Origin of the sequence: Provencibacterium massiliense (assembly GCF_900169495.1) — a bacterium.
Classification (GTDB): Bacteria; Bacillota; Clostridia; order Oscillospirales; family Ruminococcaceae; genus Harryflintia; species Harryflintia acetispora.
Genome location: NZ_FWCH01000011.1, coordinates 53,516 through 78,853, shown reverse-complemented (window position 1 = coordinate 78,853; position 25,338 = coordinate 53,516). Strand labels below are relative to the sequence as shown.

Sequence of the window (25,338 nt, the reverse complement as noted above, 5' to 3'; positions counted from 1 at the left end):
AAAGGAGACCTTTTTATGTACACCTTCCCCTATGACAGCTTCGATGCGCTCCACAAGTCCCCCTTCGGGGCGGTGCGCACCGGGGTGCAGATCACCTTCTCGATCTCGCTGAGCGACTCCATCCTGCCCACGCGCTGCGAGCTGCTGCTCTATAAGGCGGATGAGTTCGACGCCCCCGCCCGCTATGAGATGACCATCAACCGCGCGCACGTTGGCTATAACCGCTACGGCTGCACCATCCTGCCCGAGCCGGTGGGACAGCTCTATTTCTATTGCTTCGAGGTGACGGTCGGCGGCGAGCGCCGGCAGATCAGGCGAGTCGATTCGCATTATGGGGATTTCGATGAGAACGGCGCGCTCTGGCAGCTGACCGTCTATGACCGGGACTTCCACGCGCCGCAGCTCTACTCCCGCGGGATCATCTATCAGATTTTCCCCGACCGCTTCTATAACTCCGGCGTACCCAAGGACAATGTGCCGAAGGACCGCACCCTCCATCAAAATTGGAACGACATGCCCGAATACCTGCCCAATCAAAACGGGGAGATCACCAACTCGGACTACTTCGGGGGTGATTTGCGCGGGATCGCCGAGCAGCTCGATTACCTGCAGGATTTGGGCGTTTCGCTGATCTATTTAAACCCCATCTTCGAGGCGCACTCCAACCACCGCTATAACGTGGCCGACTACTTCAAGGTGGACCCGCTGCTGGGCACCAACGAGGACTTCCAGCTGCTCTGCCGGCAGGCCAGGGCACGCGGGATCGGGATCGTGCTCGACGGGGTCTTCAGCCACACCGGTTCGGACAGCGTCTACTTCAACAAGGCCGGGCGCTACGGCGAGGGCGGAGCCTACCGCGACCCGAAAAGCCCCTACCGCGACTGGTATAAGTTCACCGAATATCCGCAGAAGTACCACTCCTGGTGGGGGTTCGAGACCCTGCCCGAGATCATCGAGGAGAACGAGGACTACCTCGAATTCATCTGCGGGGAACACGGGGTCATCCGCTACTGGATGTCCCTGGGCGCGCAGGGCTTCCGGCTGGACGTGGCCGACGAGCTGCCCGACGTGATCCTGGACCGGCTGCGCCAGGCGGTCAAGGCCGCCAACCCCGAGGGGATTTTGATCGGGGAGGTCTGGGAGGACGCCTCGAACAAGATCAGCTATTCCCAGCGCCGGCATTACCTGTTGGGCTCTCAGCTCGACTCGGTGATGAACTACCCCTTTATGAACGCCATCCTGCGCTATGTGCGCTACGGGGACAGCAACACCCTCTACCACGGAATCCTTACCATCCTGGAAAACTACCCGGCCCCGGCGGTCCAGATGCTTTTCAGTTCCCTCTCCACCCACGACACCCCGCGCGCGATCACCCAGCTCGCCGGGGAGGAATACAAGGGCGGGGACCGCTCCTGGCAGGCGCAGCATTACCTGCTCCCGCCCGAAATGTACCGGCGCGGCTGCTCGCTGCTGCTGATCGCCTATACCATCCTGTATTTCCTGCCCGGGAACCCCTGCCTGTACTACGGGGACGAGATGGGGGTTTGCGGCTGGCGCGACCCCTTCAACCGCACCACCTACCCCTGGAACAGCGGGGATGAGGCGCTGCGCGAGCGCTTCCGGCTTTTGGGGAGCCTCTACCGGGAGAACGCCTTTTTGGCGGAGGCCAACTTCCTGCCGGTCTCCTGCACCGGGGAGGTGTTCGTCTTCACGCGGGACGCCCAGTCCCGCGCGCTGACCGTGGCTGTCAACCGCTCGGACGCGCCGCAGGACGTTTCGCTCGTCACCGAGCAGGGGGAGCAGACCGTCATCACCGGCAGCTACGAAAATGGAGTGCTGGGGCCGCTCTCGGCGGTGGTTATTGTTGAATAAGAAAAAGGAAGGAGAATCTCCTTCCTTTTTTGTTTGGGTTTCTCAAGGGCTAAGTGCGCCCCGCCCTAGTCCGGCTCCACGTCGGCCGGGCGGGTGAACCAGGTGCGGCGGAAGGTATCCAGCGCCTTTTGCGAAGTCTCCAGCTGGACGCGGCGGAGCAACAGCTCCAGCGTAATCTCCCGGTAGCCGGTGAAAAATTCGTCCCACAGAGTGGTCGGCAACAAATAATTTTGCAGCAGTGTGTAAAAATCCATAAACAGGGGCGGCGCGGGCTGGTTGTTCAGGTAGACGGCATCCAGCATGCTCTTCAAATACCCCGCGTTGAGCGTTTCGTCCATTTTGTGGCAGAGCTCGTTCTTCCAGTCGGGATAAACCTCCTTTAAATACGCGTCGGCAAACAGCAGCGTAAAACGTGCGAACTCGCGTGGTTCCCGCTTGGGCAGCGGCATGGCTTCGCCCACAAGGCTCTCGGCATAGCGGCGATAAATCCGGCCGCCGGAGCCGAGCTCCTCGGCGATGCGCATTGCCTCGACTCCACAGGCCCGCCCGCAGGAGCGCACCCAGGCGGGCTGGATTTGCGTTTGCGCACCGCGAACACAGGCATAGAGCCAGAAAAAGAGAGTGTCCCGGTCGCCGGGCAGGTCGTCGAGCGCCTGGAGCGCCTCCTCGAGCCGGCGACCGAGGGTGAACAGTTCACCGAACGGGTCCATTCCCCAAAACTCGTATGGGGAGGGCAGGATCTTTTTTTCAACGTTTTCCATTTTTTCTTTCCCCCTTGACCGCGCCCGGCGGGTTGTTCCGGGCGCCTTTAAAGTCAAGGGGTTTTCCGCGGGACGGGGAAGCCGGCCCCCGTCCCGCACGGGGAACCCCCGCAGGGCGCACTTTGCCAGAGCCAAATGCCGCCCGCAAAGGGTGCCGCTGCAAATGAAAAAGCGCATATCGGGTGTGCCTCGAAGAGGCAACGCAACCCAACATGCGCAAAAAATGCGTTTTTTCCTGGCCGGACGGCGCACAGTCCTTCTCAAGGAGAGGGAAATGTGTTATAATTGTAGCGGAGATCGCTACGGTGCCGGAATTCCGGTAGGACGTTGGGTGCCTAGTACACCTGACGGACTGGTCTCTCGTGGTAACGACACGGGAGGCTGCCGTGGCTTTCTCTTTTGCAAGAAAACCCCATGGGTCTATTATAGCACGGGCGGGAGAAAAAGGCAAGAAAAAAGGGGGATATTGGGGGATTTTGGCGAAAAGCGAAATCCCCTTTTTGGTGGCGGCGGGGCTGTCTGCGGGTGCGCGGGCGGCGGCCGTTTTTTCAGGGGAGAAGATGGCGGCGGGGCCGCCTGCGGGCACGCGGGCACCAGCCGTTTTTTCAGGGGAGAGGATGCCGGCGGGGCCGCCTGCGGGCACGCGGGCACCGGCCATTTTTTCAGGGGAGAGGATGCCGGCGGGGCCGCCATGGGGAAACCCCTTGATAGGGTTTCCCCACGCAAAAACCTTCCACTGGAAGCTTTTTGCTCCCCTTCCTGATCCGGGAGAGGATTTGTGGACGCGAGTGACAGCAACCCGGAAAGGTCGCGGGCGCCGCCCGCACCCGCCAAAGGACTTAGTCCTTTGGAAACCGATCGGGAAGGCTCCGGCGAGGGAGACCCCCTGCGCGGGAAAGGGCCCCCGAAGGGGGTGCAATCGTTGTTGCCATCAGTCGCCTTCGCGGGCAAAAAGCCCCGCTCCGGTTTTCCGGAGCGGGGCTTCGCATTTCGCGGCGAGCGCAACTGTGTATAGTCCGCGCGTGGTCGCGCGTGGGGTGGTCTCAAAGGAGGGGTGTCCCCTCCTTTGTTTGCTTTCTTTCCCCCTTTCTTTTCAAACAAAAGAAAGGGGTCGGGGTGCGGGGCGGACAGCCCCGAAGCGGCCCCGCCGCTACTTAAGCTTCACATAAATCAGTTTACTGCTGCCCTCGCCGCCGCGCTCGCTCTGGATTTCAAACATCCCCAGCGAGCGGATGAAGGGGGTCAGCTTGCTGTAGCCGTAGTTGCGCACATCGAAGTCCGGGTACCGCTTGACCAGCAGGTTCCCGATCGTGCCGATAAAGAGCCGGTCGTCCTCGTCCGAGTTTTCCGCCACGATGGCCCGCAGCGCCTCCTTGATGGTGGCAAGCCCGGTCTCGGACTGCTCGCTCTGCGCCTCGGGAGCGGGCGGCGCTTCCTTTTGCTCCTGCGCGCGGCCGCCCCGGGAACGGGCCTTCACCGGCAACGGCGCTTCGGCGGCGACGGGCGGCGCGCTCGCCGGCTCCACCGTTGCCAGGATGTCCAGATACTTGAAGCGGTTGCACGCCGAGATGAAGGCCTTGGGCGTCTTGCGTTCCCCCATTCCGACCACGATCATCCCCGACTCGCGCAGCCGGGCGGCCAGGCGGGTGAAGTCGCTGTCCGAGGAGACCAGGCAGAAGCCCTCCACCTGCCCGGAATAGAGGATGTCCATCGCGTCGATGATCATTGCCGAGTCGGTGGCGTTCTTGCCGCTGGTGTAGCCGTACTGCTGCACCGGCAGGATCGAGTGGTCGAGCAGCACCTTCTTCCAGGAGCCGAGCTCGGGACGGGTCCAGTCCCCGTAAATGCGCTTGTAGGTGGCGATCCCGTCCTTCGAGATCTCGTCCAGGATGATCTTGATGTACCGCTCGGATACGTTGTCCGCGTCGATGAGCACGGCGAATTTGTTGTCGTTGGGCATGGCTCCTCCTTATCTTTCGACCTGCGGCAGGAACGAGGTCCCGGCGATCGGGCCCTCCACTCCCAGCAGGTCGAGCACCGTCTTTCCAATGTCCGCAAAGGTCTCCCGCGTGCCGAGGTCCACCCCGCCCTGGATCCGCTCTCCGTAAATGAGCATCGGGGCGTATTCCCGCGAGTGGTCGGTGCTCGGGGTGGCCGGGTCGCAGCCGTGGTCGGCCGTGAGGATGAGCACATCCCCCGCCCCCAGCTCATGCAGCAGCAGTCCCAGCCGCGCGTCGAACTCGCCGAGCGCCTTCGCGTACCCGTCCACATCGTTGCGGTGGCCGAAGAGCATGTCGAAGTCCACCAGGTTGACGAAACAGAGCCCCTCGAAGTCCTTTTGCAGCAGCGCGAAGGTCCTGTCCATCCCGTCGCGGTTGGACTTGGTGGGGTAGCTTTCCCCGATCCCCTTCCCGGCGAAGATGTCCGAAATCTTCCCCACCCCGATGGTGACCTTCCCCGCGCGGGAAAGGGCGTCGAGCATAGTCTCCCCCGGAGGCTGAAGCGAGAAGTCGTGCCGGTTGCGGGTGCGGGCGAAGCTCCCCGGCGCGCCGGTAAAGGGCCTCGCGATCACCCGGCCCACCGCATGCTCGCCGCAGAGGATCTCCCGCGCCATGCGGCAGTACCGGTAGAGCTCCTCAGGCGGGACGAGCTCCTCGTGCGCCGCGATCTGGAAGACGCTGTCCGCCGAGGTGTAGACAATCAGCTTGCCGCTTTTCAGGTGCTCCTCGCCGTAGTCGGCGATCACCTGGGTGCCGGAATAGGGCTTGTTGCAGAGCACTCCCCGCCCGGTCTCGCGCTCGAAGCGCTCGAGCACTTCCCTTGGGAAGCCGTTTGGATAGGTGGGCAGGGCCTTGGGGGAAACGATCCCCGCGATCTCCCAGTGCCCGATGGTGGTGTCCTTGCCCTTGGAGCGCTCGCGCATCCTGGCAAAGCTCCCGGCCGGATTTGCGACCGGCTCGGGCGCCGAAATCCCCTCGATGTTCAGCAGTCCCAGCCGCCGGCAGACCGGCATACAGAAATAGGGGCTGCGGCTGACCGAGCCCAGGGTGTCGCTCCCCTCGTCGCCGAATTCGGCGGCGTCCGGCTCCTCGCCGATGCCGAAGCTGTCCAGCACGATGAGGAAGACCCGTTTTGTTTTCATACTTTGCGCTCCTTTATACGATCAGCTTGAATTTGTCCCCCACGATGAACTGCATGGCCCGGTGCCCCGGCAGCCCGTCCTGGTCCCGCGCCATGCTGCGGATCGCGAGCAGCGGGTACCCGCTGGGGATTTCGAGATAATGCGCCATCTCATAGGTGGCGAAGGCCAGCTCGATCACCTTGGTCGCCTTCTCGAAGGTGACGGCATACTTCTCCTTGAGCAGGTCGAACATCGAGCAGTTGTTGAGGTCCTCGTGCAGCAGGAACGAGAAGCGCTCGGGGAAGCGGGAAATCTCATACGAGACCGGCACCCCGTCGGCAGAGCGGATCCGCTCGAGCACGATGACCTTGGCCCCCGGCTGCAGGCGCAGCTCGGCGATGTCCTGCTCGCCCGCGTCCTCGATCACCGATTTGATCACCTTGGCCCCCGGCTCGCAGCCGTTGGCGCGGCACATCTCGGAAAACCCGCGTATCCCCGAAACCGGCTGGCTGATCTTGTCCGCCGTCACAAAGGTCCCCTTGCCCTGCTTTCTCACCAGCAGGTTCTCCTTGGTCAGCTCGTCGAGCGCGTTGCGCACCGTGATCCGGCTGACGTGGTAGCGGCGGCTGAGCTCCAGCTCGGTGGGGATTTTCTCCCCCTTCTGGTACCGCCCGCTTTCGATCTCCCCCTGCAAAATGCTTTTCAGCTGCTTATACAGCGGCTGCATATCTGAACTTTTGAGCTCCATAGTCGTGACCAATCCTCTCTGGGCGTTTCATGCCGGTTTCGCCGCGGGGCGAAACCGGCCCCTCTTCCTCATAATGGTATCATACAATATAATACAATTAAAAGCAAGCGCGAAGATGGATTCTTAGTCAAAACGGCAAAGATTTCGCTTCCCAAAGCCAAGCGGCGGGGGCTTTCTTGACACCCCACCCCCGCTGGTGCTAGAATTCAGGATAGGACAATTAAGGATGGAGGATGGACGGGATGAACCGGATTATAGCGGACTACCACATGCACAGCAGGATTTCCCCCGACGCGCACGACGAGATGCGCCTCATGTGCCAGGCGGCCATTGACAAGGGGCTAAAGGAAATCTGCGTGACCGAGCACTTCGAGTATTATCCCAAAACGAGAGACAAGATGTGCATGGACCCCGCGCTGTTGGATGAGTATGACGAGATGCTCTCCATCTGCCAAAGGGAGTTCGAGGGCCGGCTGGTTCTCAGGGCCGGGATCGAGATCGGCCAACATTATTATTGGCCGGAGCATGCCCATGATATCCTGCATGTTAAGCATCATTACGATTATGTGATCGGCTCGGTGCACAAGCCTAACAAGCAGGGCAAGGACCTGGGGGACGTGCCCTACAGCGCCGAAACGCTGGACGCCATGTGCCTCGAGTACATCGACGGGCTCTACCAGATGGCGGACAAGGCGGACTTCGACTGCGCGGGCCATCTCGACCTGATCAAGCGTTACGCTGCCAAGAGCGGTTTTACCGTCAGCCTGCTGGATTATAAAGATGAGGTGGCGCAGGTGCTGCGCCGGATCATCGAGCGGGGCAAGGGCCTGGAGATCAACACCTCCGGCCTGCGCCAGGAGGTCGGGCTGCCCATGCCCTCGCTGGATATTTTAAAACTCTACCGGGAGCTGGGCGGCGAGATCCTCACCGTCGGCTCGGATGCGCATTTCGCCAAAGACATCGCCGCCAACTTCGACGACGCGCGCCGTCTCGCCCTCTCGGCGGGCTTTGACCACCTCGCGCTCTACCAGGAGCGCAAGCCCTCCTTCTATCCGATCGCATAGAATTTCTTTTTAAACAGGCCCCCCGCGTGTTCCGGCAGCACTTACAAGGAAGTATGGCAGGCTTTGCCTGCCATACTCTGAGAGGGGCGGGGTTCCACCCCCGTCCGGAAGAAAAGAAGTGCGCCCCTTATGTATGCGCGGGGGCCTGTTTCATTTTACCTGTAAGCGGCGGTAGTCTTTCAAAAGCCGCTCCCCCCCCCCCGCCTGTAACGCCGTATACTGTTCATAAAGCCGGTTCACGATCGCGCTGATCAGCTCGCTGCGGTTGTAGTAGCACCCGGTAACGGTCCCGAGCGAGGTCTCGCTCTCCTCCTCGGGCATATAGACCCGTATCCCCATCCCGATGGCGGCGAACTCGACCTGGCCGCTTTCGCACTCGCACATCATTTCGCAGAGTATCCCGCAGAGCTTCTTACCCCCATAGACGATATCGTCCGCGCCGGCGATCCCTGCGGCGACGCCGGTGCGCTCACGAATCCCGCCGCAGACCGCGAGTGCGGCGAGCATGGGCAGCTCCCGCCGGGGGTCCGAAAGTCCCCGCGGGCGCAGCAGCACGCTGAGATAGACCCCCTTGCCGCTGGGGGAGGGGTACTCCCGCTGGCGGTGCCCGCGCCCCTTCGTCTGCTCCTCGCTGGCCGCGATGGTCCATTCGCCGTCCCCCTTGAGGGCGGCGAGCTTGATTTGCAGGTTGGTGGAGTCCACGCTTTTATAGACCGCGATCCTGGCGTTTTTCAGCGGCGCGCTCAGCCCGCTGCGAATCTTCACCTCGGAGAGGATGTCCGAATTTTCTTCCAGCCGGTAGCCGGTGCGCTTGAGGGAAGTGATGTCGTACCCCTCCTGCCGCAGCTGCTGCACGCTCTTCCAAACGGCGCTTCTGGTTATGCCCAGCAGCAAAGCCAGCTCATTCCCGGGAACGACCTCCCCCTTATGCTCCTCGAAATAGGCCAGTATCCGATCTCTCGACATGGCGGCTTCCCTCCTCGCACTCCCTATTTTACACCATAAAAATGAATAAGCCAACTTAAATGCTTAAGCCGGCTTATTCAGTAGGTGGGGATATATCATCAACACCCTTGCGGGTGCGATGGCAAAGGGATCAGGCCTTGGGCGTTATCAGGGCAATGGAGTCGGCGAGGTAGGTGTTCCCGTCCGAATCCAGGGTATCCAGATCGCTCACCACGATCGCATTGACGAGCTTTTCTTCGAGCTTGTCGCCATTCTTCTCATAGACGGTGTAAATCGAATGCAGCACATAGGGCTTCCCCTCGATCGTCCCGAGGTAGATGGCAACGTGCTTGGTCGTTGCCAACAGATCACCCGCATTGGCCTTCTCAAGTTCGCTGAGCTTCTGGCTGTCGTCCTTCCCTTCCAGTTCTATCCGTTCTCCCAGAATCAGCTTCTGCTGGGAGGAATTGCGCGGCAGCCGGATGCCGAAGGAGGCGAAGACGTCCATGCTAAGCCCCGAAGCGTCACGGCTCTCGTTCTGACCGCTCCAGCCGTGCCGGTCCCCCAGGAGCTTAAACGCCTGGGCGACGATATTCCGCCTGGTATAGGGCAGGTAGCCGACTGAAACATCGGCGTTATAGGGCACCAGCGCCTGCTTGACCACCAGCCGCCCCTCCTCACTGCGGGTCGGGAAATAGACCGCGTAGCCGCTCTCGGAGGTCATGGAGTCGATCACCTCGGGAACCTCCGACTCCGGAACAAGGGGCAGCGCCGTCCCCATAAAGAACTTCTGTCCCGAGATGTCGGGACTGAAGAGGTTTTGGTTGAGTTCGATCTTATTCCCGGTTACTACCAAGACCTCAGCGGGCGAGAGATACTTCTCCCATTCGGCCTTTTCACACAGCGCAATGTACTCGTGGTTGACCCAGCCCCGATAGTTATAGCTCTGGACATAATACCACTTTCCGTCTGTCGATTCGTGTAGAATAATGGCGGGTTCCCAAACCTTGAGCACCGTTTCGTTAAAGAGGTCGAATTCAATGTCGCTTTCAAATTCATAGGACGGGTCCCAGGTCGGGAAGGTGCGCAGCGGCGCGTTGTCGATCACATAGCCGTAGCGGACCGGATTTTCCTCCTTGACGCCTGCCAGGTTGACGTTTTGCTGCAGCTGCGCATAATAGGCGCTGTCCGCCTTTCGCTCCCCTATGTACCGGTCCTCCTCAGAAGGCTTGTCCTCCTGGAGCAGGGCCGTCAACTCGGACTTGGAAAGCTTTTCCGGGTAGGAGCCGAGGTCGACGCACTTCGTCCCCTCTGTTCCAATAATGCTCTGGTTATATTGTATGATCTCCTGCTCGTTCATCAGGATTTCATCCGGGCTCTCAAGGGTGCTGATCCAGTAGTCCGCGCTGTTCGGATCGACCGAAACGCCCGTGGCCGAGTTGTTGTTCTCCGGTTCGGAGGAAGAAACCTCCCCGTCGCCGGACTGCGTTTTGCAGCCGGAAAATAGAAACACCAGGGCGGTGGACAGGGCAAGAATGTTGAGTAATTTTTTTTTCATAAGCGCCTCCTTTTTAATAATATTAATTTTGAACTTAACTCCTATCTTCAAATCCTAAATTTTCCATCTAAATAATCCTGATATCGGTCACAAATCGGTTGCGTCTCACCAAAGTCGATCTGCTTGCCTTTATGCAACCACAAAACTTTACTGCACATTTCTCTTACTTGGTCAAGAGAATGGGATACTAAAATAGTTGTTGCGCCTCCATGGATAATTTCGCGCATTTTCGCTTCACTTTTTTTGCGAAAAGCTCCGTCTCCGACCGACAAAACTTCGTCCAAAATTAAAATATCTGGACTAACCAAAGAAGCAATGGAGAACGCCAGCCGAGATTTCATACCAGAAGATAGCTGTTTAAACCGACGATCCTGAAATTCTCTCAGCTCAGCAAAATCTACGATCTGATCATAGGTATCGTCCATAAATTTTTTGGTATATCCCAACATAGCTCCCCGCAAATAGGTATTCTCACGAACTGTTAAATCAGGGTCAAAACCGCTTCCCAACTCAAGCAGTGCCGCAATTGTACCCTCCCTTTTTACAGTTCCTTTTGTGGGCTCCATTATACCGGATATCACCTTAAGCAGGGTTGATTTTCCCGCTCCATTGGTGCCGATTATCCCAAGCATTTCTCCCGCTTCCAGGGAAAATGACACCCCATCCACAGCCCAAAACTCATGAACAGTATAGTTATGCTTTAGCTTGCGTATCACATATTCTTTAAGGCCAATCTCTTTAAAATCACCCGTCATATAGCGGATTGCTACGTCTTGCAATTCTAATACCATCTCGCAACCCCCTATACGTAATATAAAAACTTTTGGTTGTATTTTTTATACATCCAGCAACCGATTGCGAGCATGACAAGAGCATAGAATGCACACAAAAGATGGAAGCTTGGCATAGGAATCGAATTATCAATTACAATTTTTCGAAAATATCGTATATACACATAAAGCGGATTGAGATAATAAAGATATTGAATTTTAATATCATATACGTTGATATTATAAAATATTGCGGAAACGTACATCAACATCAAGGTGAAAACGCTGTATAGATATTCAATATCACGAAAGAAAACATATAGGGCCGATAAAATCATACCGACTCCAATATTAAAAATTGTTAAGCAAGCTATTGGATACAGAAGAAGGATAAACGTCCAGCGAATTGGCAAGCCATCGAACAACACAAAAATAAAAAACACCACCAAGGTTATTGCAAAATTCACGAAGGCCTGTACATTTCGCGATAATAAAAACATATATTTAGGGACATTAACCTTGGTAAAAATGTTCGCATTGCTCATGAGGGAACGCATCCCCCCATTCGTGGCATCGGTAAAATAAGTGTACAAAAGATTCCCAGCAAACAAATAAATCGTAAAATGCGGGGTATCTCTTCCAAAAAATTTTTGAAACACTACCGTCATAACCAATAGCGTAAGCAAAGGTGAGAGTATACTCCAAATTATACCCAGCACAGTTCTTTTATATTTCGCTTTGAAGTCTCTTTTTACCAACTCTTCAAATAAAAAACGGTACCGCTTAAGGTTATTCAACATATAAACAATCCCTTTGTCATCCAAATTAAAGTCAATGCCGTGCCCTATCCTTTTCCAGATTTCTCATGATCGAATTGATTTTGTCAGCGTTCCCCCAAATACATGGCGAATCGTACTTTCGATTAGGAAATGCACCATATTCCAGACTAATAGGCAATCCATTATACTCTATAAACTGCTCTACTTGATCCCGTAATGAAACATCCTTTCCTGAACAACAATTAATAATACCTGATATCTGTTTTTGCGTCGCAGCAGCGGCAATTTGTCTTCCAAGTTCTTCCACGCTTATAAAATCATATCGGTTTGTCCCTGTATTAAAAGGAAATTTACTTTGACCTTGCTCTACAGCCGCAACTATTTTTGCAAAAATCGAATTGCTATACCTATCATCTCCATAGATATAAAAAGCCCTTAGCCACTGAAAAACAGTATTTGGATACTGTGAAGACAGCACACTCATACATTGCCGCAATGAATTTTTCGCGATTCCATAAAATGATAGGGGGTTGGTAGGGGTGTTATCATTTACTTCCCCCTCCCAATAGCCGATTTCATGCATTGTGCCCATAACAGCAACCTGAGCCACCCCACCTACTATCATATCACGTAAAAAACGGAGATGGAGGGGTAAATTCCCCATATGGGCATCGCTATTGTGGATAAAGCCATCCTGCCAAGCCAAGTGAATCAATACGTCCGGTGAACCAAAAATTCTATATACTTCTGGATCCCCAGAAAATATTTCACTACTAATAACTTGAGCGGCGCTATCAACCCGCTCAGCATGATAAGCTGCCGCCATAACATGATGCCCCATATCAAGCAACGCTTTTACAACATGGCGGCCAATATAACCTCCCGCCCCTGTTACCAAGACTCTCTTCGGTTCATGTTCCATCTTGATCAGACAATCACGCAGAGCCGTCTGCCAAGGCCGCATTTCATCTCCAACCACGCCCTTCAATTTCTCATGATTTAATACCGAGTTGGCAGGCCGTATAGCTTTCGATGGAAACTCATCCGATTTACATGGCAGTACATTAGCAGAATAACCACTAAATTCAAGAATCTTTTGAGCGAACTCAAACCAAGTGCAGACGCCATCCCCTGTACAATGATAAATTCCAAAGTGGTTAGTTGCGGCCAGTTTTAAAATGTGAAAAGCCAAATCTTCTGCATTGGTTGGGCTTCCGATCTGATCATCCACGACACTCCACTGTTTCTCCGTACGTCCCTTATTTAATATTGAACGAACAAAATTCCTGTGATATTTGCTATATAGCCAAGACGTACGAACAATAAATAATCTGGAACAATATGAAGAGGCAAATACTTCACCCTGATATTTACTCAACCCGTATACATTGCATGGATTGCAGGTGTCTGTTTCAATATAAGGAGACTTCTTTTTTCCATCAAAAACATAGTCAGTTGAAATATATACCAACTTGGCTCCAATAGCATCGCACTCTTGAGAAATAATCTTGGTCGCCTCAGCATTAATATCCATAGCCACATCTTTTTGCTCTTCACAAGCATCAACCGCGGTCATTGCAGCACAATGAAATACCAATTCCGGACGACTCTCTTTAAACAAATTTTGTATTGCAGCATAATTGGTAATGTCCACTTCACTATGCTTCGGCGCAATAATCTCGGCCTCTTGATAACAGGAGGGAATCGGTCCGATTGAAGATGAGCCTGAACACAATTGATTGAACAATTCCATTCCCAGTTGTCCCGTAATTCCAGTTATTAAGATTCTCATACCATCCCACCTTTATTAGGAATATTTATTGAATTGGAACCGTTTTGTAAAAGTCCAATAAATTTGTCACGGCAAAAAGGAGTATTCAGCCTTATGGCACAACCGACACGACGAGACGGCAATAACCAATAAATCCAATGCAATAGTACACGCCTAAAAAAAGAAAGGTTTGGTTTTGATGTTTGAGAATTAAGGTTACAGACTCTTTCTATATTCTGCAAAATCAGCTTTGTATCATAGTCTGTAAAACTATTTATAAATTCTATCAAATTATAAACGGAATGCGTTTCAAGAAGAGGAAATTCAAATTGTCCTTCTTTAACAAAAAACACTTTTCTTTTTAAAAGCGGACTTCTATCCTTAGTCAATTGAGAATAGGCAAAAAACACAGGGGCATTCGTTAAGAACTTTTCATAGTCTTTCCACGGCATATAGGCCGCCGACACGAACCCCCGTGATTCGAAATATTGTGTACAGCGCAATTCATGGTAAGCGATCGCCTGTTCATAGCTTTCCGGTATTAAAAGGGTCTCCCAATACTCTTTAAAACTCGACGACTGTAGTATGCTTTTTCTGAAAGATATGAAATATGACTGGAGATGATCTATAATTTTGGAATCAGCAATATAATCATCATGGCCAATATATCGGTTATGACCCCAAAAATCACACTGCTTTTTATCCATTACATCAAACATTTCAGAAAAGGGATAAATCGGACCAAAATTTGTATAGTTATTTAGCAACAACTCATCGAAATTGCTCGCTATATAATCATAACCATATGATTCAATCGCTTCTTTATACGCCCAAGAATCAAAACCAATATTTTCACGAATTATTAATTGGTCACATCTACTCTCAAGGCCATTTTTTCCTTCTTCCAAAATTTTTCCGTTAATTACAGCACAAAGCTCCTGGCAAAAAGGCCTCAGGCTTTCAAGATAATAATACACATAATCATCCACAATGCCATCGGCGTCATAAAAGAAGTAAATTCCTAGACGCTTAATAGAACCCATTTCTTTCAAAATAGGTTGCTTTGGTTTATACTCAATCAGGTTATCACCAGATTTAGAATTATCTTTAGTTATCATATTTTCTTCCGATCGCATAGCTGATATATCTTACTATCTTCTGTAAATTTAAACAACTTATATTATAATTCATTAATTACCACAAAGCAACAAAATGCTTATACATTAAGCATTGCAATTTAAAAGTTTGCTATTCAAAAGATTACTAAATAAAATTAAATTTTTAAAAATTCGGATTGCAATGGGGATCGTTTTGCTTACATAGCTGGCCCCAATGGTCATAAAAGAATCTGTCAGTAAAATCTTGGTTCTTTCTGATTCTATTAATTTTAAATACAGCCTTTGCATAAGGAGTCCATAGTATTTCTCCATCCCCTTTCAGCCGTAAACATAAATCAGGGCCTAGAAAATCGGACGTCAAGCCGGAAAACCCACCCGTCCTTCTCCAATCATCTGCCTTAAACATCATAAAGCCTTCCCACAATGCGGTTGTACTCCTGACATGATGTAATTCCATTTTATATCTTATTAGATCCGTAGACAGTCCTTCGTGCCAATAACAAAGTGGTTCATTCATATTATGGGTATAGGTAATACCGGCATACAACAATTTTTGTTTATGGTTAATCGGCATTCCCCCGACTAATTTTATTTTCGGTTTTTGCAACAGCATTAATAATTCTTGTATGCAATCCTCCCCGATCGAAATTAAAGAAGTATCAAGCAATAAAATATATTTTCCATTCGTCTGTTTCCTTATTTCTTCATTGCTAACTGTCAACGGATTTTCAGAGCAAATAATTTCGTATGGTTGATAACTCAAAGCTTTTTTTAGCAACAATTTACATTGTCTAGTTTGGGCTAGACTCCCACCACTAATTATGATAGAAACCAGAGACTTTTCTGCCAATTCATATTTAATGCGATAAACCGTTGGAAATAATTCAGTACTTTCAATCTTTCCCTTTTCGTTACATCGTTTCAATTGCGAAAGGATCGCTTCTTGGGCTGCTTTAATGGCATAATGCTTTGCCTCAATGCTAAAGGCCACAGATTCTTTGTGTACTCTCCAATAATATAGCACCTTGGGAATATGAATAATACATTCCGCTTTTTCTGTTAAACGTAAAACCAGATCATGGTCTTGACTGCCATCGTAAGTACTATTAAACGCACCGGCCTGATCAATTAACTGTCGTTTAAAAGCCGTAAAATGACAAATATAATTTAAAGCACGAAGCTCTTCTTCAGAAAAATCCGGCTTAAAAGCCGGGTCATAAGGATCATTTATATTATGTGAAAATTTGACCTCATCGGTGAAGATAAAATCCGCATTGTATTTGTTAATGGATAATACCACTTCGAACAACGCGCTAGGATGAAGAATATCATCGTGATCCAAAAGCCCCAGGAATTCCCCGGATGAAATGCGAATGCATTCATTGGTATTTTCTGAAATCCCTCTATTTTCCTTGAGCTTTTTATATTGAATACGGGAATCCAGATTGGCATATTCCCGACATACTTCTTCGACATATGAGTTTTCTACATCGCTGCCATCTGCCAGACAAAGCTCCCAATATGGATAGGTTTGCCCTATAACCGAATTAATCATATCTCGCAAGAAACACTCTGGCGTATTATAAAGCGGAGTAAGAATACTAATAACCGGAGACTGACGAAATCGGTAATTTCTTTGAATTTCCAATTCCCGGTCATCAATCTGCAAATACCTTTTAAGTTTCCAATTTGCAAGGTATCTCTGACCGTGTAACATCACGCGCCGATATAATACGACCGGCCCTTTTGTGAACAATAATCGGATACCTTTTATTAAATAGGTGCTGCTTAACATTTTTTCACCACCAAATTTTTACAAACTGAAAATCATTAGAAAGTGTATGGGAACCGGCAATCACCGATTCCCATACATATTATCATAATAATTTTGGTATTCTCCGCTGATAATATTTTGCCACCATGACTTATTGTTCAAGTACCAGTGAATCGTCTTTTTAATACCATCATCAAATTTTGTCTGAGGCAGCCATCCCAACTCTCCATGTATCTTAGATGGGTCAATTGCATAGCGCCGGTCATGCCCAGGACGGTCGGTCACAAATTGAATCAAGTCCTCCGGCTTATCGAGCTCACGCAGAATCGTTTTAACAACTTCTAAATTAGTTCGTTCATTATGCCCGCCTATATTATAGACCTCGCCTTCACATCCTTTATGAATAATAAGGTCAATGGCAGAACAATGATCTTCCACATAGAGCCAATCCCGAACATTATCACCTTTTCCATAAACAGGAAGAGGTTTGTTTGCTAAAGCATTCGCAATCATAAGCGGAATCAGCTTTTCAGGAAAATGATATGGTCCATAATTATTTGAACAGCGTGAGATGCTTACCGGAGTTCCAAAGGTACGATAATAAGCTAAAACGAGAAGGTCAGCTGATGCCTTAGAGGCAGAATATGGACTGGATGTATGCAGTGGCGTCTCTTCTGTAAAAAACAGATCGGGTCTATCCAGTGGAAGATCACCATACACTTCATCCGTAGATACCTGATGATATCGCCTTATTCCATATTTTTTACAGGCATCCAACAGAACTCCTGTCCCAAGGATATTTGTTTTAAGAAAAATTCCAGGATCGAGAATAGAACGATCAACATGGCTTTCTGCTGCAAAATTTACAACAATATCGGGTTTCTCTTGTTCAAAAAGAGCATATACAGTATCCCTGTCTGTAATATCTCCCTTCACAAATAGAAAACTCGGATTGTCCATAACGCCTACTAGTGTTTCCACATTTCCAGCATAAGTCAAAGCGTCGAGACAAATAATTTTATAGTCCGGATATTTCTTCAACATGTAATGAACAAAGTTACCGCCAATAAAACCTGCGCCACCTGTTACGATGATCTTCATGAATTCACCTCATATATAAAATCGACATCGCTCTCTTTCAGCAACGGTGCATGGGCATCCTTTTCGGCAACAATTGGATTCTCTATCCCCCATTGAACGCCAATTTGAGGATCACTCCAAAGAATACTTCTTTCTGCCTGAGGCGCATAAAAATTATCCGCTTTATAAAGAAACTCCACATCATCGGTCAAAGTCAGGAAAGCATGCGCAAACCCACGCGGAATCAAAAGCTGACGTTTGTTTTCGGCCGAAAGCTCAACCGCCACCCACTTTTTATAAGTTGGCGATCCCTTTCTTAGATCTACCGCTACATCCATAACCGAACCTTTACAGCAGCGCACCAGTTTTGCTTGGGAGTACTCGCCCTTTTGAAAATGCAGTCCTCGCAATGTTCCCTTGTGCGCTGAAAAAGACTGGTTGTCCTGCACGAAATTATAGTGCAGCCCTGCCTCCTCCATGCTTTTTTGAGACCAGCTTTCCATAAACCAGCCTCGATGGTCTCCAAACACCTGGGGCTCCAAAATATAAACGTCAAGGACTTCCGTTTTTATCACATTCATACTATGCCTCTTTCAATATTTGATCTTGTTGTCCGCCACCGCCCTCAAATGGGTGCCATATGTTGATTTACCATATCGATCAGCCGATTCCAAAAGCTGTTGCCGATTTATCCAACTATTTTTAAATGCTATTTCTTCAACAGCCGAAATTTTAATTCCTTGCCGTGTTTCAATCACCTTAATAAATTCCGAAGCATCATTGAGCGCATCAATCGTTCCGGTATCCAACCAAGCAAAACCGCGTCCCAATGTTACCACTTCTAAACTACCCTTCTCCAGATAAATACGGTTTAGATCCGTAATTTCCAACTCTCCACGCGCAGAAGGTTTCAGACTTTTCGCATAATCACAAACATTTTTATCATAAAAATAAAGTCCTGTAACTGCATAGTTGGATTTTGGAACGGAAGGTTTTTCTTCGAGTGAAACCGCTTTTCCGTTCTCATCAAATTCTACCACACCAAACCTCTCGGGGTCCTCTACATAATATCCAAAAACTGTAGCGCCCTCTGCTTGCTGGGCAGCCGTCCTCAAGTGCTTGACAAAGCCATTTCCGTAAAAAATGTTGTCTCCAAGGACCATAGCGCAACTGTCGCCGTCAATAAATTCTTCGCCTAGAATAAACGCTTGTGCAAGGCCGTCAGGAGATGGCTGAACCTTATAAGAAAGTTTGATCCCCAAATTGGAGCCATCACCTAAAAGCTTTTCAAAATTCGGGAGATCCTGTGGTGTGGATATAATCAATATATCACGGATACCCGCCAGCATTAGGGTAGAGAGTGGATAATAGATCATCGGCTTGTCATAAACCGGCAACAATTGCTTGGAGGTGACCAAAGTCAACGGATAGAGGCGTGTTCCGCTTCCTCCCGCTAAAACGATACCTTTCATAACACACTCTCCTGAAATAATTTTTATAATATTACTTTCGAATTGAGTATAACATACAAAACAAGCTATTTCAACGCGATGGACTAAAAACCGCCAAATAATGGATTTTTATCGAAAAAGCCACGTGGATAATAAATGAATCCAACCAGATTTAACGACTCCCAGCTGATAAATCTCCCATACTCTCTGAATTTTATTGTGCTCTGGAATAGCGCAATAGAAATCCAGCATTTTTCTATTTTCATCCTCCAGCAAACTGCCATACATCTTTTTAAAGCTTTCCGCCTGTCTGTATGATTCCGCTATATCACGCTTCACTTTGTCTCGATGAAGAACGCGGTTTATACGATAGCGAAGGGACTTCACCTCTACTGCGCCTATCGCATTTCCGGAATGCTGCCGATACAGTATTGTTTGCTCATCCAAATGCCCCACTTTTCCAAATGCAGAAGCAATTAACATCAGCCACCAGTCATGCATGACCATATACTCCGGTTCTTTTGTAATGTATTCTCCTAGGGCACGATTATACATAACCGTACAACCTGTCATAATTGCTTGGACCAATTGGATGTGAAATTGTGTCCTTTCAAAATTCATATTGGAGGCTTCCCGAAATGATGGTTTAAGAATATTCAAGGATTCATCAACTATAGTCAGATCCGTATGAACAGCAATTGGCATGTTCGTCCCGAATTGCCGTTCCATCTCTTTTACTTTAGCCAGCGTATGTTCAATCTTAGTTCCCAACCATACATCATCCTGATCACACAACATGATATAATCATCGTGATGGTCAATCATTAGCTTAATAAAATTGTGTTTTGCGTTTCCTGTATTTTTTTCATTGGCTTGCACATGTATTTTTTCCGGATATTGATTTTGATACTCTTTTAAAATTGCCAGGGTGTTATCTGTTGAGGCATCGTCCCTGATATAAAGCTGAAATTCGGTATACGTTTGATGCAATAGCGATTCAATTTGTTCCGCGACATATTTTTCGCCATTATAGGTTGCCATCAAAATTGTAATCATTTTCTCAATAATCTCTCTTTGCTTGTTTCGTCATTTATTCATACAGCGCCAGTATGTGCCGGCTATACGCCTGGGTCGTGAATTGGTTTAACCGGCTCCTGGCCTGCAAAAGCGAGGCTACATCCGACTCATACTGCAAGTAAGCCGTTTTTAATGTTTCGGCGCCTTCCTGATCGTTCATTGGATCAAACGTATAACCCACTCCAAAAAGATCGATCAGCTCTTTCATCCCCCCAATATTGGAGGTAATCGGAATCATCCCCAAGTTGACCGCTTCAATAATCGAAACCGGACTGTTTTCAAACCAGATCGAAGGCAATACATAAAACTTGGCCGTTCTTATTGTTTCATACAACTCGTCCGACTTGAGAAACCGATGAATAAATTCTATCCTGTTGTAATCGGCCCCCTTGAGTAAAGCCTCAAGCTCGTCAGCCTCAGGGCCGTCCCCAATAATCAGAAGTTTTAAGGGGATTTCAATTTGCATGAACTGCCTGGCAAACTTAACGATATTCTTTTCTTTGCTGATTCTGCCGAAGAATACGACCGTATTCTCTTTCGCCTCCAGGCAATCCGGTTCTATCCTATCCACGCAAGGATTTCTCACAACCTCGACCTTTATCTGAGGATTTGCTTTTAGCAGCTCCGCTTTTAAAAAGTCGCTCGGAGAAATGTGGACGTCGACCAGGTCCGCAAAGAATTTCGACATCTCATTTTTCTGTAAATACTTTGCCAGCGAGACCAGTCTGTTATTGGCACAATTGTCCCGGATAATCGTCGTGTCGAACGTCCCGATGCATTTCTCGCAAAGCTTGTCCTGCGAATAGTTATAGAGCGAATCATTGGTGCAGATATAGGAGTAGGTGTGGTGGGTGAGGATCACCTTACAGCCGCACTTTTCCTTATACTCCTTCAGCGCCCGCAGCATGGACGGAGAAAACGGGATATAGTTGTGCAGATGAATGATGTCCGGCCGAAACTCCTGGAGGCACCGGGCGGTCATTTTATAATTTTCCGGAATCCCCATGGTCGCAAACACCTTGCCCGGCCCCCGGACCTTGCGAAAATCCTTGGCGAGATAATGCTTGACCGGATACTGATCCCACAACGCTTTATCACAGGTCAAAACGGCTACGTCAAAATCCTTTTCATGCAGGAGAATCTCAAGGTTCTTACGCGCCACATGTTCCGCGCCGCCGCCGGAGAGGGAGGAAACGATCAAAAGGACCTTCTGCAATTCATTCTCCCCTTTCCCGCTTTTCCTGGCATAGACCGGCCATTACGTTTTTATTATTATACCCTTTTTATCTTCGTATTGCAAACCTTCCGTTGTTGCGTTTCTTTGTGAAAATTAGCGCCTAAACCCGCCCTCCCCCGCATATACATGTCTTAGACTACGTTGCAGGGAGGGTTTTCATCTTGAAAGGATTGCCCGAGGAAAGAGCGGTTATGCTCGCGGAATATATCATCAAAAACAACGCGACCGTACGGGATGCGGCCAGCGTATTCCACGTTTCCAAAAGTACCGTACATAAGGATGTCACCGAGCGGCTCGCACAGATCAATTCCGGACTCTATCTCAACGTCAAACGGGTGCTCGAGCAAAACAAGCTGGAGAGGCACATCCGCGGGGGCCTGGCCACCAAAAACAAATATGCGGCCATGAAAATCTAGTGAAAAGACGATTTGTATAAGTCTATTGATATTATACAAATCGTCTTTTATTCTGTCTTGCACTGCTATAGCCGCCGTGATACAATATATAGTGTTCAAAAAAGAAGGATCAACAAGATAAAGGGGTAAAGGGATAATGAAAATTTCCAAAAACGCGCTTACCGTGCTGGAAAAGCGCTATTTCATCAAGGACGAGGACGGCAAGCCCATCGAGGACCTGGAGGGGATGTTCCACCGGGTCGCCGGGGCGATCGCCAAGGCGGACAAGTCCTTTAACAGGAAGGCCGACGTCTCTAAGACCGAACAGCGCTTTTATGAGATGATGACCAACCTTGACTTTCTGCCCAACTCCCCCACCCTGATGAACGCCGGCCGGCCCCTCGGCCAGCTCTCGGCCTGCTTCGTGCTGCCGGTGGAGGACAGTATGGACGCCATCTTCGAGGCGGTCAAGCAGGCGGCGCTGATCCACAAATCCGGCGGCGGCACCGGCTTCTCCTTTTCCCGCCTGCGCCCCAAGGGGAGCACGGTGCGCACCACCGGCGGTGTGGCCAGCGGCCCGGTGAGCTTCATGCGGGTGTTCAACATGGCCACCGAGGCGGTCAAGCAGGGCGGCACCCGCCGGGGCGCCAACATGGGTATCCTGCGGATCGACCATCCCGATATCCTGGATTTCATCGACTGCAAGCAGAACAATGAGGACATCACCAACTTCAACATCTCGGTCGGGATCACCGAGGAGTTCATGATGGCCGCCGAAGAGGACCGGGACTACGAGCTGATCGACCCCAAGAGCAAGAAGGCGGTCGGAAAGCTCAGCGCACGCAAGGTGTTTGAAAAGATCGTGGACAGCGCTTGGCATAACGGCGAGCCGGGGATCATCTTCCTCGACCGTCTCAACCGGGACAACGTGGTGCCCGGCCAGGGGGAGATCGAGAGCACCAACCCTTGCGGCGAGCAGCCTCTGCTGCCCTACGAGTCCTGCAACCTCGGGTCGATCAACCTGTGCAACATGCTGTCCGAGACCGACGGCGGCGTGGTGGAGCTCGACTATGACAAGCTGGGCGCCACGGTGCGGGATGCGGTCCACTTTCTGGACAACGTCATCGAGGTCAACAAATATCCCCTTGAGCAGATCGAATTCACCACCAAGCAGACCCGCAAGATCGGGCTCGGAGTGATGGGCTGGGCGGATCTGCTGCTGCGCATGGGCCTCTCCTACGCCTCGGACGAGGCGGTGGAGCTCGCCGGGAAGGTGATGCGGTTCATCACCGATACCGGGCGGGAGGAGAGCGTGCGGCTTGGAAAGGAGCGCGGCAGCTTCCCCCTCTTCGAGGAGAGCATCTACGCCGGGAAATACGAAGCCCTGCGCAATGGCACCGTGACCACCATCGCCCCGACCGGCACCCTGTCGATCATCGCCGGGTGCTCCTCGGGCGTTGAGCCGGTCTTCGCCTACGTCTATATCCGCAACGTGATGGACAAGACCGAGATGGTGGAGGTCAATCCGGTCCTGAAAGGTGTGCTCCAGAAGCGCGGCCTCTACTCGGACGAGCTGATGAAGAAGATCGCCGGGGCCGGCTCTCTCGCCCACATTGAGGAGATCCCCGAGGACATCCGCAAAGTGTTCGTCTGCTCGCACGACATCAGTCCCACCTACCATGTCAAGATGCAGGCCGCCTTCCAAAATCATGTGGACAACGCCGTCTCCAAGACGGTAAACTTCACCCACGAGGCCAGTCACGAGGACGTGGCCGAGGTCTACCGTCTGGCCTTTAAGCTGGGCTGTAAGGGGGTCACCATCTACCGCGACGGCAGCCGGGAGAACCAGGTGCTCAACATCGGTTCGGTCAATGCCAAGCCTGCCGCAGCCCCCAACACCATTTTCCCGCGTCCGCGCCCGGAGGTCACCTGCGGGATTACCGAGCGCATGAAGATCGGCTGCGGCAACCTCTACGTCACCGTCAACTACGATGAGAACGGCATCTGTGAGGTGTTCACCTCCACCGGCAAGGCGGGCGGCTGCCCCTCCCAGTCGGAGGCCACCGCGCGGCTGGTGTCCATTGCGTTGCGCTCCGGCGTTTCGATCGACAAAATCCTGGAGCAGCTGCGCGGGATCCGCTGTCCGTCCACCATCCGGCGGGACGGGATGAGCTGCACCTCCTGCCCGGACGCAATCGCCCGGGTGGTCAAGAAGGTCAACGATATGATCGGCGCCGGCCAGATGCCCGGCGGATCGGTCATCACTCCCGAAAAAGCGCAAAAAGCTGTTGACATTCCGCCCGCGGCGCTGAAGACCGCTAAGTTCTGCCCCGAATGCGGCCAGCCGCTCGAACACGAGGGCGGCTGCGTATCCTGCCGCTCCTGTGGGTACAGTAAGTGCAACTGATTTTAATATAAATGTAAATCACCCGCTTCAACAAGTTGAAGCGGGTGATTTGCTTTATTATAATATAGTTTAACAAAAGCAAGGAGATATTTCCACATGTACAAATTATGGCATTATTATGATTTCCCCATTTTATAGTCTTGGGCCTCCAACATTCCTTGCAGTCTATTACCGGCCTCTTGTAAAATCAGCTCTTTGGGGAGTTGCTTTTTTTCGAAATAGAATTCAATATGTTTATAATAAATCTCACGTTCCGTGGGGTTAGTTAAGCGCCAGCGCATATAATCAATATTCATTAAGCATTCCCATGGTATCAGATAGCAGAAAGCAAAAAAACTAAGGAAGTCTTCCCCTGCGCACAATCCTTCTCTCTCTATCTCATGTCCTGAAACAAAGTAGGATGGGCTGGGTAATAAGGTAATGGCTTTACGATCCAACAGCATTGCCTCTATCCCGGTTCCTGAAACTAAAGATACAACCGTCTCGCAATCGGCGATAAACTCCAATGTACTTCTCCCCTTTGGTTCCATTGCAGAGGCATACCGCGGGTATTGCCCACCATAGGGGTCGCCAAAATGTCTTCGGACCAGCATGTTTTGCAGACCGTACTTCTTTCGCACCCGATAAAGAATTTCAGAATCGTTCAAATGTGTCTTACAAGCAAAGGTTTCATAATTCACATAGCCCAGCGCGACTCCCATTTTCTTTGTGGGTTTACGATCAAATAATTTTAAGTAATGCAGATTTTCTTTCCTAAGGAGTAACGCCAAACATTCCTTCTTGCTGAACACTGGGAAAGGACGTTCTTTCTGCTCTCTGCAAAAACGATTCCACCGCTTTTCAACGGTGGCTCCACCCAGTAAGTTTTCTGTATCCCAAAAAGAAGTGTTGATATATTTGGGTTTTCTCCAGCACCCCATTTCAAAATGAATGACCGGTATGTTGTTTTTTTCTGCCGCAACCGATAAGCTAGGGAGATGGAGCAATGTTATGAACGCTTCTATCGGTTCTTTGCAATCTGTTTCAATTTTTTGAATTAACTCACTAAAAAAGTCAACCAATCTCTCATCGGGTTGCATAAGAAGATAGCAAAAAGCATCGGAAATAGAACCTTTGTCCACTACAATTTTATCAAGCAATTGATCAGGAATTGAGTAAATTCGTTCTATTTGGAGATCGCGATTTTGAGGCAAATTATATCCCCAGTTTTCTACATAGGCCTTATCAAACGCTTCTTTACGTCCTTTGGCACTAAATGTAGCTGGCGGCGTCGTGCAATATATCTCTTGAGCTATGATTGCTGAATGATGCCGCTTTGCAAAATCCAACCCCATGTAGAACCACCATAAATAAGGAGCCTCATCAAAAGTTGACATATTAAATACAAAAGGAACAAACATGAATTTTCAC

At 50.4% G+C, this 25,338-nt stretch carries 21 protein-coding genes; 4 read left to right on the top strand and 17 right to left on the bottom strand.

The annotated features are described in order from the left end of the window. Positions 1–15 precede the first annotated feature (15 nt). A complete protein-coding gene (locus B5477_RS04070) occupies positions 16–1,872 on the top strand; it encodes a glycoside hydrolase family 13 protein (protein WP_079698537.1) in 1,857 nt (618 codons plus the stop codon). Between the two features lie 65 nt (positions 1,873–1,937). Here B5477_RS04070 and B5477_RS04065 read toward each other — a convergent pair whose 3' ends face one another. From B5477_RS04065 to B5477_RS04045, 4 genes are all read right to left on the bottom strand, one after another. Then, complete coding sequence (locus tag B5477_RS04065; protein WP_079698536.1) at positions 1,938–2,633, bottom strand: lysophospholipid acyltransferase family protein; 696 nt, start codon at positions 2,631–2,633, stop codon at positions 1,938–1,940. 1,150 nt (positions 2,634–3,783) lie between these two features. Further along, positions 3,784–4,593, bottom strand: coding sequence for an NYN domain-containing protein (locus B5477_RS04055; protein WP_079698534.1), 810 nt, complete (start codon positions 4,591–4,593; stop codon positions 3,784–3,786). A gap of 9 nt (positions 4,594–4,602) precedes the next feature. Beyond that, a complete protein-coding gene (locus B5477_RS04050; RefSeq protein WP_079698532.1) occupies positions 4,603–5,775 on the bottom strand; it encodes a phosphopentomutase in 1,173 nt (390 codons plus the stop codon). A 13-nt stretch (positions 5,776–5,788) separates the two neighbouring features. After that, positions 5,789–6,502 (bottom strand): GntR family transcriptional regulator, encoded by a 714-nt coding sequence (locus B5477_RS04045; protein ID WP_079698531.1) that lies wholly within the window; start codon positions 6,500–6,502, stop codon positions 5,789–5,791. A 242-nt stretch (positions 6,503–6,744) separates the two neighbouring features. Here B5477_RS04045 and B5477_RS04040 point away from each other — a divergent pair, with 242 nt between their 5' ends. Continuing rightward, positions 6,745–7,566: a histidinol-phosphatase HisJ family protein gene (locus tag B5477_RS04040; RefSeq protein ID WP_159448919.1), complete on the top strand. Its 822-nt coding sequence runs from the start codon at positions 6,745–6,747 to the stop codon at positions 7,564–7,566. A gap of 150 nt (positions 7,567–7,716) precedes the next feature. Here the strand turns inward: B5477_RS04040 and B5477_RS04035 are convergent, their stop codons facing one another. The 12 genes from B5477_RS04035 to B5477_RS03980 all read right to left on the bottom strand — a co-directional run bounded on the left by B5477_RS04035 (position 7,717) and on the right by B5477_RS03980 (position 21,105). Further along, positions 7,717–8,532, bottom strand: coding sequence for a biotin--[acetyl-CoA-carboxylase] ligase (locus tag B5477_RS04035; protein ID WP_079698529.1), 816 nt, complete (start codon positions 8,530–8,532; stop codon positions 7,717–7,719). Positions 8,533–8,662: 130 nt separating this feature from the next. Further along, entirely contained in the window at positions 8,663–10,069 is a 1,407-nt protein-coding gene (locus B5477_RS04030; RefSeq protein ID WP_079698528.1) for an SH3 domain-containing protein, read from the bottom strand. A 47-nt stretch (positions 10,070–10,116) separates the two neighbouring features. Beyond that, a complete protein-coding gene (locus tag B5477_RS04025; protein WP_079698527.1) occupies positions 10,117–10,860 on the bottom strand; it encodes an ABC transporter ATP-binding protein in 744 nt (247 codons plus the stop codon). Between the two features lie 11 nt (positions 10,861–10,871). Further along, complete coding sequence (locus B5477_RS04020) at positions 10,872–11,639, bottom strand: ABC transporter permease (protein WP_079698526.1); 768 nt, start codon at positions 11,637–11,639, stop codon at positions 10,872–10,874. Between the two features lie 31 nt (positions 11,640–11,670). After that, positions 11,671–13,410: a dTDP-4-dehydrorhamnose reductase gene (gene rfbD / locus B5477_RS15290; RefSeq protein ID WP_079698525.1), complete on the bottom strand. Its 1,740-nt coding sequence runs from the start codon at positions 13,408–13,410 to the stop codon at positions 11,671–11,673. Then, positions 13,407–14,507 carry a rhamnan synthesis F family protein gene (locus B5477_RS04010; protein WP_159448918.1) on the bottom strand — a complete coding sequence of 367 codons (1,101 nt, stop codon included), beginning with the start codon at positions 14,505–14,507 and terminating at the stop codon, positions 13,407–13,409. The genes rfbD and B5477_RS04010 overlap by 4 nt, the downstream gene beginning before the upstream one ends. 163 nt (positions 14,508–14,670) lie before the next feature. Further along, entirely contained in the window at positions 14,671–16,302 is a 1,632-nt protein-coding gene (locus tag B5477_RS04005) for a glycosyltransferase family 2 protein (RefSeq protein WP_079698523.1), read from the bottom strand. A gap of 60 nt (positions 16,303–16,362) precedes the next feature. After that, the gene (gene rfbB, locus B5477_RS04000; RefSeq protein WP_079698522.1) at positions 16,363–17,382 is read right to left on the bottom strand and encodes a dTDP-glucose 4,6-dehydratase; all 1,020 of its coding nucleotides are present in this window, start codon (positions 17,380–17,382) and stop codon (positions 16,363–16,365) included. After that, positions 17,379–17,942, bottom strand: coding sequence for a dTDP-4-dehydrorhamnose 3,5-epimerase (gene rfbC, locus B5477_RS03995; protein WP_079698520.1), 564 nt, complete (start codon positions 17,940–17,942; stop codon positions 17,379–17,381). The genes rfbB and rfbC overlap by 4 nt, the downstream gene beginning before the upstream one ends. A 12-nt stretch (positions 17,943–17,954) precedes the next feature. Next, positions 17,955–18,833, bottom strand: a complete 879-nt coding sequence (gene rfbA, locus B5477_RS03990; RefSeq protein WP_079698519.1) for a glucose-1-phosphate thymidylyltransferase RfbA — start codon at positions 18,831–18,833, stop codon at positions 17,955–17,957. Between the two features lie 108 nt (positions 18,834–18,941). Then, positions 18,942–19,868, bottom strand: a complete 927-nt coding sequence (locus B5477_RS03985; RefSeq protein ID WP_079698518.1) for a glycosyltransferase family 2 protein — start codon at positions 19,866–19,868, stop codon at positions 18,942–18,944. 34 nt (positions 19,869–19,902) lie between these two features. Continuing rightward, a complete protein-coding gene (locus B5477_RS03980) occupies positions 19,903–21,105 on the bottom strand; it encodes a glycosyltransferase (protein ID WP_079698517.1) in 1,203 nt (400 codons plus the stop codon). Between the two features lie 182 nt (positions 21,106–21,287). Between B5477_RS03980 and spoIIID the strand changes: the two genes are divergently transcribed. Beyond that, a complete protein-coding gene (gene spoIIID / locus B5477_RS03975) occupies positions 21,288–21,542 on the top strand; it encodes a sporulation transcriptional regulator SpoIIID (protein ID WP_079698516.1) in 255 nt (84 codons plus the stop codon). A gap of 136 nt (positions 21,543–21,678) precedes the next feature. Further along, entirely contained in the window at positions 21,679–23,928 is a 2,250-nt protein-coding gene (locus tag B5477_RS03970) for a vitamin B12-dependent ribonucleotide reductase (protein ID WP_079698515.1), read from the top strand. Between the two features lie 116 nt (positions 23,929–24,044). Here B5477_RS03970 and B5477_RS03965 read toward each other — a convergent pair whose 3' ends face one another. Then, positions 24,045–25,328 (bottom strand): GT99 family glycosyltransferase N-terminal domain-containing protein, encoded by a 1,284-nt coding sequence (locus B5477_RS03965; RefSeq protein ID WP_143533535.1) that lies wholly within the window; start codon positions 25,326–25,328, stop codon positions 24,045–24,047. Between the last annotated feature and the right edge of the window lie 10 nt (positions 25,329–25,338).

Excerpts from the sequence above, each read along its gene's own strand:
- B5477_RS04010 (WP_159448918.1), bottom strand. The coding sequence starts at position 14,507 with ATGATAACTAAAGATAATTCTAAATCTGGTGATAACCTGATTGAGTAT.
- rfbD (WP_079698525.1), bottom strand. The coding sequence starts at position 13,410 with ATGAGAATCTTAATAACTGGAATTACGGGACAACTGGGAATGGAATTG.
- rfbC (WP_079698520.1), bottom strand. The coding sequence starts at position 17,942 with ATGAATGTGATAAAAACGGAAGTCCTTGACGTTTATATTTTGGAGCCC.
- B5477_RS04035 (WP_079698529.1), bottom strand. The coding sequence starts at position 8,532 with ATGTCGAGAGATCGGATACTGGCCTATTTCGAGGAGCATAAGGGGGAG.
- B5477_RS04065 (WP_079698536.1), bottom strand. The coding sequence starts at position 2,633 with ATGGAAAACGTTGAAAAAAAGATCCTGCCCTCCCCATACGAGTTTTGG.
- rfbA (WP_079698519.1), bottom strand. The coding sequence starts at position 18,833 with ATGAAAGGTATCGTTTTAGCGGGAGGAAGCGGAACACGCCTCTATCCG.
- B5477_RS04045 (WP_079698531.1), bottom strand. The coding sequence starts at position 6,502 with ATGGAGCTCAAAAGTTCAGATATGCAGCCGCTGTATAAGCAGCTGAAA.
- B5477_RS04040 (WP_159448919.1), top strand. The coding sequence starts at position 6,745 with ATGAACCGGATTATAGCGGACTACCACATGCACAGCAGGATTTCCCCC.
- B5477_RS03965 (WP_143533535.1), bottom strand. The coding sequence starts at position 25,328 with ATGTTTGTTCCTTTTGTATTTAATATGTCAACTTTTGATGAGGCTCCT.
- B5477_RS04070 (WP_079698537.1), top strand. The coding sequence starts at position 16 with ATGTACACCTTCCCCTATGACAGCTTCGATGCGCTCCACAAGTCCCCC.
- B5477_RS04055 (WP_079698534.1), bottom strand. The coding sequence starts at position 4,593 with ATGCCCAACGACAACAAATTCGCCGTGCTCATCGACGCGGACAACGTA.
- B5477_RS03970 (WP_079698515.1), top strand. The coding sequence starts at position 21,679 with ATGAAAATTTCCAAAAACGCGCTTACCGTGCTGGAAAAGCGCTATTTC.
- rfbB (WP_079698522.1), bottom strand. The coding sequence starts at position 17,382 with ATGAAGATCATCGTAACAGGTGGCGCAGGTTTTATTGGCGGTAACTTT.
- B5477_RS04050 (WP_079698532.1), bottom strand. The coding sequence starts at position 5,775 with ATGAAAACAAAACGGGTCTTCCTCATCGTGCTGGACAGCTTCGGCATC.
- B5477_RS04020 (WP_079698526.1), bottom strand. The coding sequence starts at position 11,639 with ATGTTGAATAACCTTAAGCGGTACCGTTTTTTATTTGAAGAGTTGGTA.
- B5477_RS04005 (WP_079698523.1), bottom strand. The coding sequence starts at position 16,302 with ATGTTAAGCAGCACCTATTTAATAAAAGGTATCCGATTATTGTTCACA.
- B5477_RS04030 (WP_079698528.1), bottom strand. The coding sequence starts at position 10,069 with ATGAAAAAAAAATTACTCAACATTCTTGCCCTGTCCACCGCCCTGGTG.
- B5477_RS03985 (WP_079698518.1), bottom strand. The coding sequence starts at position 19,868 with ATGATTACAATTTTGATGGCAACCTATAATGGCGAAAAATATGTCGCG.
- B5477_RS04025 (WP_079698527.1), bottom strand. The coding sequence starts at position 10,860 with ATGGTATTAGAATTGCAAGACGTAGCAATCCGCTATATGACGGGTGAT.